Origin of the sequence: Apilactobacillus kunkeei DSM 12361 = ATCC 700308, from assembly GCF_001281265.1 — a bacterium.
Taxonomy (GTDB): Bacteria; Bacillota; Bacilli; order Lactobacillales; family Lactobacillaceae; genus Apilactobacillus; species Apilactobacillus kunkeei.
This window is the reverse complement of sequence record NZ_JXDB01000007.1, coordinates 322,398-336,456: the sequence shown is the minus strand read 5'-3', so window position 1 is coordinate 336,456 and position 14,059 is coordinate 322,398. Positions and strand designations below refer to the sequence as shown.

The window sequence follows — 14,059 nt, the reverse complement described above, 5'->3', positions numbered from 1 at the left end:
GCATGAATTATGAAAAATATTGACGATTATCAAAATAAAAACATACTAGTTTTAGGTGCAGGAATGAGTGGAATCAATGCATCTAAATTATTAAAGCAATTAAACGCTAACGTTTGGTTAAATGACGCTAATCCTTTGAAATCGGACGCAAAAGAAGAGTTAAAAAAAATTGGCGTTGAGGTAATTGATGCTAAACAAAGTCCAAAGATTTTAGATGATTACAATTTTGATTTAATCGTCAAGAACCCTGGAATTTTTTACGATAATGAACTAATTAAAGAAGCAATTAAAAGAAATATTCCAATCACAGTTGAAGTTGAAATTGCCAGTCAAGTCAGTGAAGCACCAATTGTTGGTGTAACTGGTAGTAATGGTAAAACAACCGTTTCAACTATGATTAATGACATCCTAAACGAAGAAAGAACTACTGGATGTTCGTACGTTGCCGGAAACATTGGTGTTCCAGCAAGTACTGTTACCACAAAGGCAACTAAGGATGATGACATTGTCTTAGAACTATCAAGTTTCATGTTAGTTGGCATTAAGACATTACATCCTCACATTGCTGTTTTAAATAACGTTTTCTCTAACCATCTTGACTACCATAAGACCAGAGAAAACTACGTTAACGCCAAAATGCGCATCACAGAAAATCAAGATGAGAACGACTACTTCGTTGTGAATTTTGATAATGAAGAATGGCGTGAATTGAGCAAGCGTAGTAAGGCTAAGGTTGTTCCTTTCTCATACGACGCAGTAAGTACAGATGGTGCTTATGTTAAAGATGAACAAATCTTCTTTAAAGATGAATTCGTTATGAACATCGATGAAATTAGAGTGCCTGGTCAACAAAACGTCCAAAACGCATTAGCAGCAATTGCTGTTGCAAAGATTATGGGCCAGAGTAATTCTGCAATTAAGAAGGCGCTAAGTACATTTGGTGGTGTCAGACACCGTGTCCAATACGTATTAACTGCTGATGGTAGAAAGTTCTACAATGACTCCAAGGCTACAGACATTGAAGCAACCCAAGTGGCTTTGAGAAGTTTTAAAGACAACGTTGTTTTAATTGCGGGTGGATTAGATCGTGGTTACACTTTTGAAAAACTCGAAAAGGATTTCGCCGACCACGTTAAGGCAATCACTTTATTTGGTGAAACTAAGGAATTGTTAGCAGATACTGCTAAGAAGGCTGGCGTTAAAAACATCAAGATTGTAAACAACATGAAAGAAGCTGTGGATGAAGCATGGGCAATGAGTGAAGAAGGCGACATTGTTCTATTGTCTCCAGCTAATGCTAGTTGGGATCAATATGATACCTTTGAACAAAGAGGGGACGAATTCATCCAACTAGTAGAACAAAAAACAGGTAGAAAGGAAGAAAACTAATGAGACTAATGATTTCAGGTGGAGGAACTGGTGGCCACATCTATCCTGCACTAGCATTAATTGAAGAACTTCGCAGAGTTGATCCAAATGCTGAAGTTTTATATGTTGGATCAACTAGAGGCTTGGAAAAGGATATCGTTCCAAAGCACAACATTGCTTTTGAAGAATTAGAAATCCAAGGATTCAAACGTTCTCTTTCTTTATACAACGTAAAAACTGTTAGTTTGTTTTTAAAGAGTCTACATAAATCAAAGAAGTTAATTAAAAAATTCAAACCAGATATCGTGATTGGTACTGGTGGATACGTTTCTGGAGCCGTTGTTTATGCAGCTTCACAAATGAAGATTCCAACAATGATTCACGAACAAAATAGTGTGGTTGGTTTAACTAACCGTTTCCTAAGCAAACACGTTGACAAGATTGCCGTTGGATTCGAAGATGCCATCAGTCTTTTTCCCGAGGAAAAAACAGTGTACACTGGTAACCCACGTGCCCAACAAGTTGCAAACTTAAAATCTGATTTTTCTTGGGACCAATACGGATTAAAAAATGATGTTCCAACACTTTTAATCTTTGGTGGTAGCCAAGGTGCATTGAAGATTAATAAAGTTGTTTGCGAAAGCATTCGTCAATACAACGAAAAGAATTATCAAGTCGTGTTCGTTACTGGTAAAAAGCGTTATGATGATGTTATGGAACAACTAAAAGGACAAACAATCAACGATAATGTCGTAATTAAGGATTACATTGCTGATATGCCAAACGTTTTACCAAAAGTTGATGCAATCGTTGGTAGAGCAGGGGCTACCAGTCTAGCTGAAATTACTGCACTTGGTATTCCATCAGTGTTAATTCCAAGCCCATATGTTACTGCTGACCACCAAACCAAGAATGCTTTAAGTTTGGTAAAAAATGATGCTGCTTTAATCATTACTGAGAATGATTTAAACGCAAAGACATTAATTGAAAATTCTGACTTTATCATGAATGACAAGGCAAAAAGAGACGAGATGGCTGAAAACTCAAGGAAAATGGGTTGTCGTGATGCCGCAAGTCGTCTGTTGGAAGTTGCAAAATCAATTTGCCGTTAATGGAGGAACTTTACTATGAAGTCTAAATTGTTTTCCTCAAAAAAATCCTCGAATAAGGCTTCAAGAATATCCGATGATTTTGTTGAATTGCATAAGCAAAAGATAAAAAATAAAATGAAATCTTCCTCATATATCATCATTCCATTGGTGGTGTTGCTACTAATCTTGATTTATTTGGTTTCACCAATGAGTCGAATTAGCAGTATTAGCGTTAATGGAAACGGATATATCTCTCAAAAAGATATTAAGAGAGAACTTCAGTTAGATGAAGGGGACAGTATTTTTAAAGTTATTGGTCATAAAAATAAAATTAACCAAAGGGTTATTAATGATGATCATCGCGTTAAATCGTTAGATTTTAAATTTACGGGATTTAATCATCTTTCTGTTTCAGTTTCACCATACAAAGAAATTGGTTATGAAACTCGTGGCAACAAGCAGTATCTAATATTAGAAAACGGAAAGGTTACTAATATTGCTGTAAAGAACCCTAATGATTCTAAGATGCCTTATATAGTGAAATTTAATAATCAGTCATTATTGAAATCAATGATTGAAAAGTATTTAAAGCTACCTAAGGACATCAGAGACAACATTCGTGTCATTTCATACTCACCAACTAAGGTGTACTCGGATGAATTACACGTTTATATGCGAGATGGGAATCGCGTTATTATCTTAATGCACGATTTTAATGATAAGATGGGCTTCTATCGATCAATAGCCACTCAATTAAAAACAAAAAGTGTTATTAATTTAGAGGTTGGTGCTTACTCATTCCCAATCAATGATGAGAAAAAAAGTAGCAATACAACCACTAAAGCATCTACAAAAACTAAGCTTAAAGAAACGCTAAATAAGGATGCTAAGAAAACAACAACTACAACTAAAAAAAGAAACTAATAATGGTTCTTTAGAGTTGTCCACTCCTGTGTTAAAATTAACTTATAACTAACTTAAATATAAACTAGAGTGTCTAAGAATAATTATGCTTAATTGGAGGTTCCCTTAGATAATGAATTCAGAAATGTATGTTGGATTGGATATTGGAACTACGTCAATTAAGGTGATTGTTGCCGAAAAAGTAAAGGGCCAAATGAACGTTTTAGGTTTAGGAAACGAACGTTCTGAAGGTGTTAGCCGAGGCATCATCGTCGATATTGACAAGGCTTCTGAATCAATTAGAAGAGCTGTTAACCAGGCAGAAGAAAAAGCTGGTATTCAAATTCATGATGTGATTGTTGGTATTCCTGCCAACCAATTAAAGATTGAACCATGCAGCGGAATGGTTGCTATCTCAGATCAATCAAGAGAAATTTCAGATGAAGACGTTAAAAACGTTACTGTGTCTGCAATGATTAAAAACCTACCACCAGAAAGAGAAATTATGGATACCTTAGCTGACGAATTCATCGTTGATGGATTTGACGGTATTAAGGACCCAAGAGGTATGGTCGGTGTAAGACTCGAAATGAAGGGTCGAATCATCACTGGACCAAAGACTATCATCCATAATATTAGAAAAGCGGTTCAAAGAGCTGGATTAAATCCATCTTCAATCATCAACATGCCACTAGCACAAGGCATGACCATTTTAGATGACGGAGAACAAGACTTTGGAACTGTTCTAATCGATTTAGGTGGTGGACAAACAACTGCTTCTGTTGTTCATGATCATCAACTAAAATTCACTACTGTAGATAGTGAAGGTGGAGAATACATCACTAAAGACATTTCGGTAGTGCTTAACACTTCATTAGAAAGTGCCGAAAAAGTTAAACGCGATTACGGTTACGCTGATGAAATTGAAGCATCAGAAAGCAATGAATTTCCAATTGAAGTTGTTGGTCAAAGCCAACCAGTCAGAATTTCTGAAAAATACCTAGCAGAAATCATTCAAGCTAGAGTAGACCAAATCTTTACTAGAATGTACAAGAGTTTAAGCAGCATTTCTGCTTTAAATCTACCTGGAGGTATTGTTCTAACTGGTGGAGTTGCAGCATTGCCTGGAATCTCAGAATTAGCAGCCGATAGATTTGATACTAATGTTAGAGTTTACATTCCAGATCAAATGGGATTAAGACACCCATCATTTTCACTTCCATTGTCACTAGTAACTTATCGTGCTAACATGAGTGAAATTCAAGTGTTAGTAAGATCATCACTAGAAGGCAAAACTGTAGTGAACAACACCCAATCCAATGATGATTTCATTGGTAACGATTATGGCGATGATGTAATCGATAACTCATCTGAATACATTCAACAAGATAATCAACCACAACAACCAAGTAAACCTAAAAAGTCTGGTTCAAAACTAGCTAAAAGCACTAAGGGAAGACTTAAACGCTTTTACCAAGACTTTTTCGAATAAAATAACAGAAGTACACGGAGGAAGTTAAAATGGAATTTTCATTAGATTCTACTGAAAACCAAGGCGCAAAAATTAAAGTTATTGGTGTAGGTGGCGGTGGTAGTAACGCCGTTAACCGTATGATTGCTGAAGATGTTAAAGGTGTTGAATTTATCGTTGCAAATACCGATGTTCAAGCATTAAACACATCAAAAGCTGAAACAAAAATTCAATTAGGACCTAAATTAACTAGAGGTTTAGGTGCTGGTTCTGATCCAGAAGTTGGAACTAAGGCCGCTGAAGAAAGTGAAGAAGCTATCTCAGAAGCACTTCAAGGTGCAGATATGGTATTCGTAACTGCCGGAATGGGTGGTGGTACTGGAAACGGTGCTGCTCCAATCGTTGCAAAGATTGCTAAGGACTCAGGTGCCTTAACTGTTGGTGTTGTTACAAGACCATTTACTTTTGAAGGACCAAGAAGATCTAAATATGCTGCAGAAGGTGTTTCAGCATTAAAGGAAAACGTTGATACCTTAATCGTAATCGCCAACAACCGTCTACTAGAAATGGTTGATAAGAAGACACCTATGATGGAAGCTTTCCAAGAAGCTGATAACGTATTAAGACAAGGTGTTCAAGGTATTTCAGATTTAATTACTAGTCCTGGATACGTTAACTTGGACTTTGCTGATGTTAAGACTGTTATGCAAAACACTGGTTCAGCACTTATGGGTGTTGGTACTGCTACAGGTGAAAACAGAACTGCAGAAGCAACCAAGAAGGCTATTTCTTCACCATTGCTAGAAGTTTCAATTGATGGTGCAAAACAAGTATTATTAAACATCACTGGTGGCCCCGACATGTCACTATTTGAAGCCCAAGATGCTTCAGATATCGTTGCTCAAGCTGCAACTAGCGATGTAAACATTATCTTTGGTACCTCAATTGATGAAGACCTAGGCGACGAAATCAAGGTTACTGTTATTGCTACAGGAATCGAAACTAGTCCAGAAGAACTACTAAACGGCCAAGCGCGTCCATCAAGAGTTTCAGAAACTCCTGGTAAGGTAGTTAGCCCAAGACATCACAAGGAAGACCAAGGTAACGTTAGAACTAACGACGAAAGCACAGATAACGATAAGCCATCTGACACACGTTTTGAAAACGTACAAAAGAAAGAATTTGATCCATTTGATGCTAACAACTCAAGTGACAATCAAAAGGAAGATAAATCAAGCGATGACGATTTACCTCCATTCTTCAAATTCCGTCGTAAGAACTAATCACTTTTTCTAGATTTCTTTGAAGGGAATGAATTGAAATGACAGCTAAGTTTAGTTTTAGTAAATTCTTCGGAACTGATTACGATCAAGACGAAGAATTTTACGAAGAAGATAACTCCCAAGTGGAGAACAATGATAAGGTGGTTTCAATCAGCAAAAACTCAAGTCAAAGTCGTAATAGCAAAATCTCCGTCTTTGAACCTAAGATTTATGCTGATGTAAAAACAATTGCGCAAAAATTAATTGATAACAATGCTGTAATCATTAATTTTGATGCTGCTAGCGATGAAGCAACTAGAAGAATTATTGATTTCTTAAACGGAGTTGTTTTCACTATTGATGGAAATATTGAGAGAATTTCTGAATTAGTTTTTCTTTTCACTCCACACAACTACTATGTAGACGGGGAAATCAGAAAAGAAATGAATGAACGTTTAAGATAAAATGAATAAAAATATTGAACAGCATTTTAGAAAAGAAGAAGTTCCGTTCATCGATTCTTGTGCTGACTTAATTGATGAATCAATTAATCAATATCGTCCAATCCTAACTAAGTTTTTAAACCCTAGACAGGTTTATATTTTAACGACTTTAGTTAACCGCCAGAGCGACTTATCGGTCGCATTTTTCGGGGGATATCCAAATTCTGAAATGAAACGTGGCTTGATATATCCAGAATACTTCGAACCATCTGAAGATGATTATCAAGTTAAGTTGTTTGAAATTAGATATCCAGTAAAGTTCTCAAAATTACGTCACAGTAAGATATTGGGAACTTTATTAGGTTCAGGTGTTGAAAGATCAACAATTGGAGATATTTTAACTGACGGAACAAGATGGCAATTCCTATGCACAAGAGAAATTGCTGATTTTTTGAAAATGCAAATTAGCTCAATTGGTAAAACAAAGGTTTCACTGATTGAAACAGAATTTTCTGACGTAATTACGCCGGAAAATGAATGGAGAGATGAGTCAACGACTCTATCATCATTTAGAATGGATAACTTAATTTCGGAAGGATTTAACATATCCAGAAATGATGCCAAAGAGTTAGTTAGTCATCAAAAGGTTCACCTTAACTGGGCGGTAAACAGTCGACCGGATTACGAAATTACAACCCACGATGTTGTATCGGTTAGAAGATTCGGCCGCATTCGTTTAAAGCGTCAGGAAGGCCAAACCAAAAAAGGTAAATATAGAGCCATTATTTCTGTATTAAAAAAATAGGTTGGAGGAGAGATACAATGGTACTTAGCCCACAAGATATTCATAATAAAGAGTTTTCTGTAAAAATGAGAGGTTACAATATTGACGAGGTAAACGAATTCTTAGATCGTATTATCAAGGATTACCAATTAACTTTATCCGAAAATATCGATATGAAGAACCGTTTGAAACAAACTGAAGATGAACTAAAATACTTTAATGGTATGAAGGATTCATTGAATCAATCAATTATCATTGCACAAAATGCTGCTGATAAGGTTAAAGTTGAAGCTCAAAACGAAGCCAACAACGTAACTGAACAATCAAGAAAACAAGCTGATGAAATTTTGAATGATGCTAGCGTTAAGGCTAAAGACATCGTTGAAAATATCTCAAACCAATCTAAAGCACTACTTATTGCAAATGATGATTTAAGAAAGACAACTGAATCATTCAGAGAAAAGATCAGAACCTTACTTGAAAGCCAAATGCAATTTGTTAACAGTCCAGAATGGGATCAAATGATTTCCGGAATTGACGGTAACTTCGACAAGGTTAATGAACAAATTAATAACCTTGACAATTTTAAGGAAACAGTTGTACAATCTGAAGGTAAAGAAATGCCAGCAGATGCAACTATTAAGATTTATCCTGATGGCTCATTCAAAGCAATTGAATAACTTGAGATAGAGAATAGAAAGCTTAGAATTCGAAACAATATAGCGAGCTGACAAATGGTGGAAGGTCAGTTGTAAATCATTCTATGCAGATCACCTCTGGCTAATCTCTTTTAATGTAGTAAATAAAGATGGGATATTATTTTTAATGTCCTAATTTGGGTGGTACCGCGGAAGACTTCGTCCCTTGTGATGAAGTCTTCTTTTTTTATAATTTGAAAAGGGAGTGTGTGTTATGCGTGTAAAAGATACTTTGAACCTAGGTAAGACCAAGTTTAAGATGCGTGGAAACTTACCTGTTAAAGAAGTTGAAAGACAAAAAGCATGGGAAGACAATCACGTCTACCAAATGAGACAAAAACTAAACGAAGGGAAACCATCATTCGTACTTCATGATGGACCTCCATATGCTAATGGTGACATTCATATGGGACACGCTTTAAACAAAATTTCAAAGGACTTTATCGTAAGATACAAGTCAATGAACGGATTTAGAGCACCTTACGTTCCAGGTTGGGATACTCACGGTTTACCAATCGAACAAAAGCTTACTCAAGCTGGATATGACAGAAAGAAAATGGATACTAACGAATTCAGAAAACTTTGTCATGAATATGCTTTGAAACAAGTTGATCGTCAAAGAGAAGGTTTCAAACGTCTAGGAGTTACTGGTGAATGGGACAACCCATACCTAACTCTAAAACCTGAATTTGAAGCTGCTGAAATTCGTGTATTCGGTAAGATGGCTGAAAAGGGTCTAATCTACCGTGGTAAGAAACCAGTTATCTGGTCATGGTCTTCAGAATCAGCTCTAGCTGAAGCCGAAGTTGAATACCACGATATCGAATCACCTTCAGCTTTCTACGCTGAAAAAGTTGTCGATGGTAAAGGTGTTTTAGACGAAGATAACACATACATGGTTGTATGGACTACTACTCCATGGACCATTCCTGCTTCAATGGGTATCACAATTGATGCCGGTTTCGACTACGCTGTTGTTAAACCAGCTAACGATGATCGTAAGTTTGTTTTAGCTGCAGAATTAGTTGAAAAAGATGCCGAATTATTCGGTTGGGAAGACTACGAAATCGTAAAGACTGTAAGAGGTCAAGAACTAGAAGGTGTATTAGCTCAACATCCATTTATGGATAGACAACTATTAACCATGCTAGGTGATTTCGTTACTATCGATACTGGTACTGGTTTAGTTCATACTGCTCCTGGTTTTGGGGAAGATGATTACTACGTAGGTAAATCATACGGCTTAGACATTTTTGTTGATGTTGATGCACAAGGTTACCTAACTAAGGAAGCTGGTCCAGATTTCGAAGGTGTCTTCTACGATGATGCAAACGAAATTTCATTAAACAAGTTAAAAGAAAAGAACTTATTATTGAAGTACCAACCAATCACTCATAGTTACCCATTTGACTGGAGAACTAAGAAGCCGGTTATTTACCGTGCTACTGATCAATGGTTTGCTTCTGTTGATAAGATTAGAGATGACATTCTAAATGCCATCGAAGACGTTCAATTCAAACCTGAATGGGGTAAGAAACGTCTATACAACATGATTAAAGATCGTGGTGACTGGGTAATCTCAAGACAACGTGTTTGGGGTGTTCCACTACCAATCTTCTACGGTGAAGATGGTACTCCAATCATTACCAAAGAAACTACCGACCACGTTGCAGACTTATTTGCAAAACATGGTTCAGACATTTGGTTCGAAAAAGAAGCTAAGGACCTATTACCAGAAGGTTTCACTAGTGAACATTCACCAAATGGTAAGTTTACTAAGGAAAACGACATCATGGATGTATGGTTTGACTCAGGTTCATCACACCAAGGTGTTTGTGCTGAACGTGATTACCTAACATACCCTGCAGACCTATACCTAGAAGGTTCTGACCAATACCGTGGATGGTTCAACTCAAGTTTAATTACTAGTGTTGCATTTAGCGGTAAGGCTCCATACAAGCAATTATTATCACAAGGATTCACTCTTGATGGTGAAGGCCACAAGATGAGTAAATCACTTGGTAACACAATTGCTCCTGATGAAGTTATTAAGAAGATGGGTGCAGAAATCGTTCGTCTATGGGTAACTTCCGTAGATACTTCTGCCGATGTTCGTGTATCAATGGAAAACTTTGTTAAGATTTCTGATTCATACAAGAAGATTAGAAATACCATGAGATACATGCTTGCCAACACTTCTGACTTTGATCCTAAGGAAAACAGTGTTGATTTTGCAGACATGAAGTCAGCTGACCAATACATGATGGTTAAGTTAAACAACTTTGTAAAAGACATTAAGGAAGACTACGACAACTTTGACTTCCTAAGTCTAAACCGTCGTTTACTTTCATTCATCAATGCTGATCTTTCAGCTTTCTACCTAGACTTCGCTAAGGATATCCTATACATCTACGCCGAAGATAGTGCCGAAAGAAGATCAATGCAAACAGTTCTATACAATGCAGCTGTTGCAATTACTAAATTAATTACACCAATTCTTCCTCACACTGCTGAAGAAATCTGGCCATTCTTATCTGAAAAAGAAGAATTCGTTCAACTATCAGAAATGCCAGAACCAATGGAATTAACTGGTGCAGATGAACTTTCATCAAACTGGCACAAGTTCATGGAAATCAGAGATGACGTATTGAAGGCATTGGAAGAAGCTAGAAATAATAAGCTAATTGGTAAGGCTTCAGAAGCTAAATTATCATTATTTGTAAATAATGAAGTAAAATCATTACTAGATAGCCTACACACAAATGTTGGTCAGATCTTGATGGTTTCACAACTAGAAGTTAAAGATTTAGTTGATGCTCCAAGTGATGCACAAAGCTTTAACGACGGTATTTCAATCGTGGTTGAACATGCGGAAGGTGACACTTGTGAACGTTGTCGTCTAATCTCTACAGATGTTGGTTCTGATGCAGATTATCCACAATTCTGTGCACGTTGTGCTAAGATTGTTCGTGATAACTTCCCAGAAACAGCTACTGAAGGATTCGAAGAATAATCGATAAAAAACTGGGACTATCCCAGTTTTTTATTTTTAAGGAGAAATAATATGATTAAAGGTAAAGTAAATAATTTTAACCCGGATCACGATTTTGGTTTTCTAAAGGGCGAAGACAAGAACAAGGTCTTCTTCCATGGTTCAGCGGTCGAAAACAAGACTAGAAATGAAATCGAAATTGGTCAACAAGTGGAATACCAAATTGCACAAGGCATGAAGGGACCACAAGCTGTCAAAATTCGTGTAATTGATTAGTCAGTCCATTGAAAAAATAATTAAATATATATAGAATGAATATATAACTAAAAAAGGGCTGATATTATGGATTTAGAGGAAAAGGTACTAGGTGTTGAGCCTAAGTACGATGGCGCAATTATCAACGTTGAAAAACAAACAGTTGAATTGCCAAATGGTGAAACATCAACTAGAGATGTTGTTCATCATTCCAATGCCGTTGGTATTTTAGTCTTAACTAAGAACAACAAGATGTTATTAGAAACCCAATGGAGAGCTCCTGTTGCTAAAGAAACAATCGAGATTCCTGCCGGTAAAGTTGATAATAGAGACCATGGCACTGCCTTGGACACTGTAGTTCGTGAGTTGAACGAAGAAACTAGATACAAGGCTAATAACATCAAACGAATCACCGGATTTTATTCAAGTGTCGGTTTTTGTGATGAATACATGGACCTATACTTGGCAACTGATTTAGAACCAGTTGAGGATGAACTACCAAGAGATCAAGGTGAATACTTGAAAATTAAGGAATACTCACTTGATGAAGCCATGTCAATGATTGAAAGTGGCGAAATTGAAGATGCTAAGACAATTACTGCTATTTATTATTGGAAGTTACATGATAAGATTGGTCTTTAATTAATAAAGGAGCAAGTCCAATATGATAACTAGAAAAGAGTATCAAAATAGTCAAAAAAGAAATTCTATTGACGATGATTTTATAAAAAGAGACGAACCAGTTGAGCAACCTTCATTGAAGAGAATTAGACCCGAAGAAAAAAAGGGTAAGGCTCATGCAATGACAACTGAACAAAAGACAAAACGTTTAGGTAGAAGACTTAACTGGGCAATTGCATTTTTAATCTTTGCAATCATTGTCGTTTACTTAATACTAATCTACGTTAATCCTTAAGGAGATATTTATGAAATTTGGAATTTTATGTGCAATGGATGAAGAAATCAAATCATTGCTAGATAACTTAGATAACACTAAGAAAGTTGATATCAAAGAAATGACTTTCTACGAAGGTAACATTTCTGGACAAGAAGTTGTTCTTGTTCGTTCAGGAATCGGTAAAGTTGAAGCTGGTTTAACAACTGCTCAATTAATTACTAACTTTGATGTTGATATCGTTATCAACTCAGGTTCAGCCGGTGGAATTGGCCAAGGGTTAGCTGTCGGTGATGTTGTTGTTTCAACTGAAACTGCATACCACGACGTTGACGCTAGAGCTGCTGGATACGAATACGGTCAATTACCAGGTCAACCAGCAAGATTCAAATCTTCAGAAAAATGGGTAAAGGAAATTACTGAAGCTTCTAAAGAAGTTGGTTTAAATGTTCAAAAGGGATTAATCGTTACAGGTGATCAATTCGTTGCCGACCAAGCAGTGATTGATAACATTCTAAAGAACTTCCCTGACGCACTTTCATGTGAAATGGAAGGTGCAGCTGTGGGACAAGTTGCTAACCAATTTGATATCCCATACGTAGTAGTTAGAGCAATGTCAGATAACGCCAACGGTGATGCTGATCGTAGTTTTGACGAATTTATCATTGATGCAGGTAAGAAATCTGCTCAAATGTTATTAGACTTATTCGCAAATCAAAAATAGAAGGGGTTTAGGTATACTTGACTGAAATCTACTTAGATAATGCCGCTACCACTCCAATGGATAAAAACGTTTTGAATGACATGTACGATAAGATGCAAAACGTTTACGGTAACGCTTCTACCTTGTACAGCATCGGTAGAAAGGCTCATACTGTATTGGAAGATAGTAGAGACATTATCGCCAACAGTATTAATGCGAAGCCAGACGAAATTATTTTTACAAGTGGTGGTACTGAAAGTGATAATACCGCGATTCTTCAAACTGTCGAAGCGAGAAAGAATTTAGGAAACCATATTATTACAACTGCAATTGAACACGAAGCAGTGTTAAAACCACTTGCCTATCTTGAAGAACAAGGCTTTAAAGTAACTTACCTACCAGTTGATGAAACTGGGGTAATTAGTTTAGACGACTTCAAGGATGCATTAGACGATGATACCATCTTGGTAACCATCATGACTGCTAACAATGAGGTCGGTTCTCACATGCCAATTCACGAAATTGGTGAAATCTTAAAGGACCATCAGGCATGGTTCCATACTGATGCCGTCCAAGCTTATGGATTGTTAGATATCGATGTAAATGAGGATCACATTGATTTACTATCAACATCTGCTCATAAGATTAATGGTCCTAAGATGACTGGTTTCCTATACAGACGAACTGGGGTAGATTTTCCAAGTTTTGTAAAAGGTGGAGACCAAGAAAAGAAGCGTCGTGCTGGAACAGAAAACATTCCTGCAATCTCGGGATTCGCGACCGCGGTTTCTCAAATTACACCTGAATTAAAGCACGAACTACACGATCGTTATTATGGATTCAAACATCAAATCATTGATGCTTTAAATGATAATGATATTGATTTCGTTGTTAACGGAACTGTCGAAGACAACCCGGTCCAACATGTATTTAACATTTGGATTAAGGGCATTGCTTCAGACATTATTTTGGCTAATTTGGACTTGGAAGGAATTGCGATTTCAGCTGGTTCAGCATGTACCGCTGGAAACATTGAACCATCACACGTTTTGATGGCAATGTTTGGTAATGATACCAACCGTTCATCTCAATCAATTCGAATTAGTTTCGGTAAATTCACAACAGATTCAGAAATCGATGCCTTTACCACTGCATTAGTAAAGGTAATTAAGAGAATAAAGAAGGTTAACTAAT

General features: G+C 36.6%; 14 protein-coding genes. All 14 read left to right on the top strand.

Going from position 1 to position 14,059, the window contains the following annotated elements; translation table 11 throughout:
* Nucleotides 1–9 precede the first annotated feature (9 nt).
* The 14 genes from murD (at nt 10) to RZ79_RS04405 (ending at nt 14,058) form a co-directional block, all read left to right on the top strand.
* The gene (gene murD, locus RZ79_RS04470; RefSeq protein ID WP_054450224.1) at nt 10–1,389 is read left to right on the top strand and encodes a UDP-N-acetylmuramoyl-L-alanine--D-glutamate ligase; all 1,380 of its coding nucleotides are present in this window, start codon (nt 10–12) and stop codon (nt 1,387–1,389) included.
* Nucleotides 1,389–2,480 carry an undecaprenyldiphospho-muramoylpentapeptide beta-N-acetylglucosaminyltransferase gene (murG, locus tag RZ79_RS04465; protein WP_054450223.1) on the top strand — a complete coding sequence of 364 codons (1,092 nt, stop codon included), beginning with the start codon at nt 1,389–1,391 and terminating at the stop codon, nt 2,478–2,480. Before murD ends, murG begins: the two co-directional genes overlap by 1 nt.
* Before the next feature lie 15 nt (nt 2,481–2,495).
* Nucleotides 2,496–3,383, top strand: a complete 888-nt coding sequence (locus RZ79_RS04460; RefSeq protein WP_053795636.1) for a cell division protein FtsQ/DivIB — start codon at nt 2,496–2,498, stop codon at nt 3,381–3,383.
* A 109-nt stretch (nt 3,384–3,492) separates the two neighbouring features.
* Complete coding sequence (gene ftsA, locus RZ79_RS04455) at nt 3,493–4,854, top strand: cell division protein FtsA (protein ID WP_034531792.1); 1,362 nt, start codon at nt 3,493–3,495, stop codon at nt 4,852–4,854.
* Nucleotides 4,855–4,883: 29 nt separating this feature from the next.
* Nucleotides 4,884–6,116 (top strand): cell division protein FtsZ, encoded by a 1,233-nt coding sequence (ftsZ, locus tag RZ79_RS04450; RefSeq protein WP_034531789.1) that lies wholly within the window; start codon nt 4,884–4,886, stop codon nt 6,114–6,116.
* 38 nt (nt 6,117–6,154) lie between these two features.
* A complete protein-coding gene (locus RZ79_RS04445) occupies nt 6,155–6,559 on the top strand; it encodes a cell division protein SepF (RefSeq protein ID WP_034531786.1) in 405 nt (134 codons plus the stop codon).
* Between the two features lies 1 nt (nt 6,560).
* Nucleotides 6,561–7,343 carry a YlmH family RNA-binding protein gene (locus RZ79_RS04440; protein ID WP_054450221.1) on the top strand — a complete coding sequence of 261 codons (783 nt, stop codon included), beginning with the start codon at nt 6,561–6,563 and terminating at the stop codon, nt 7,341–7,343.
* Between the two features lie 17 nt (nt 7,344–7,360).
* Nucleotides 7,361–8,002 (top strand): DivIVA domain-containing protein, encoded by a 642-nt coding sequence (locus RZ79_RS04435; protein ID WP_053791873.1) that lies wholly within the window; start codon nt 7,361–7,363, stop codon nt 8,000–8,002.
* 232 nt (nt 8,003–8,234) lie between these two features.
* The gene (ileS, locus tag RZ79_RS04430; protein WP_054450219.1) at nt 8,235–11,033 is read left to right on the top strand and encodes an isoleucine--tRNA ligase; all 2,799 of its coding nucleotides are present in this window, start codon (nt 8,235–8,237) and stop codon (nt 11,031–11,033) included.
* Nucleotides 11,034–11,084: 51 nt separating this feature from the next.
* Entirely contained in the window at nt 11,085–11,288 is a 204-nt protein-coding gene (locus RZ79_RS04425; protein WP_034531780.1) for a cold-shock protein, read from the top strand.
* A gap of 66 nt (nt 11,289–11,354) precedes the next feature.
* Nucleotides 11,355–11,909, top strand: a complete 555-nt coding sequence (locus RZ79_RS04420; RefSeq protein ID WP_034531779.1) for an NUDIX hydrolase — start codon at nt 11,355–11,357, stop codon at nt 11,907–11,909.
* Between the two features lie 22 nt (nt 11,910–11,931).
* Nucleotides 11,932–12,183, top strand: coding sequence for a hypothetical protein (locus RZ79_RS04415; RefSeq protein WP_034531778.1), 252 nt, complete (start codon nt 11,932–11,934; stop codon nt 12,181–12,183).
* A gap of 10 nt (nt 12,184–12,193) precedes the next feature.
* Nucleotides 12,194–12,886 (top strand): 5'-methylthioadenosine/adenosylhomocysteine nucleosidase, encoded by a 693-nt coding sequence (locus RZ79_RS04410; protein WP_034531777.1) that lies wholly within the window; start codon nt 12,194–12,196, stop codon nt 12,884–12,886.
* A gap of 17 nt (nt 12,887–12,903) precedes the next feature.
* The gene (locus tag RZ79_RS04405) at nt 12,904–14,058 is read left to right on the top strand and encodes a cysteine desulfurase family protein (RefSeq protein ID WP_054450218.1); all 1,155 of its coding nucleotides are present in this window, start codon (nt 12,904–12,906) and stop codon (nt 14,056–14,058) included.
* Nucleotide 14,059: the final 1 nt, after the last annotated feature.

Coding starts and splice junctions, on each gene's coding strand:
- RZ79_RS04445 (WP_034531786.1), top strand. CDS start 6,155: ATGACAGCTAAGTTTAGTTTTAGTAAATTCTTCGGAACTGATTACGAT.
- RZ79_RS04420 (WP_034531779.1), top strand. CDS start 11,355: ATGGATTTAGAGGAAAAGGTACTAGGTGTTGAGCCTAAGTACGATGGC.
- RZ79_RS04425 (WP_034531780.1), top strand. CDS start 11,085: ATGATTAAAGGTAAAGTAAATAATTTTAACCCGGATCACGATTTTGGT.
- RZ79_RS04410 (WP_034531777.1), top strand. CDS start 12,194: ATGAAATTTGGAATTTTATGTGCAATGGATGAAGAAATCAAATCATTG.
- murG (WP_054450223.1), top strand. CDS start 1,389: ATGAGACTAATGATTTCAGGTGGAGGAACTGGTGGCCACATCTATCCT.
- RZ79_RS04435 (WP_053791873.1), top strand. CDS start 7,361: ATGGTACTTAGCCCACAAGATATTCATAATAAAGAGTTTTCTGTAAAA.
- murD (WP_054450224.1), top strand. CDS start 10: ATGAAAAATATTGACGATTATCAAAATAAAAACATACTAGTTTTAGGT.
- ileS (WP_054450219.1), top strand. CDS start 8,235: ATGCGTGTAAAAGATACTTTGAACCTAGGTAAGACCAAGTTTAAGATG.
- RZ79_RS04440 (WP_054450221.1), top strand. CDS start 6,561: ATGAATAAAAATATTGAACAGCATTTTAGAAAAGAAGAAGTTCCGTTC.
- ftsZ (WP_034531789.1), top strand. CDS start 4,884: ATGGAATTTTCATTAGATTCTACTGAAAACCAAGGCGCAAAAATTAAA.
- RZ79_RS04415 (WP_034531778.1), top strand. CDS start 11,932: ATGATAACTAGAAAAGAGTATCAAAATAGTCAAAAAAGAAATTCTATT.
- RZ79_RS04460 (WP_053795636.1), top strand. CDS start 2,496: ATGAAGTCTAAATTGTTTTCCTCAAAAAAATCCTCGAATAAGGCTTCA.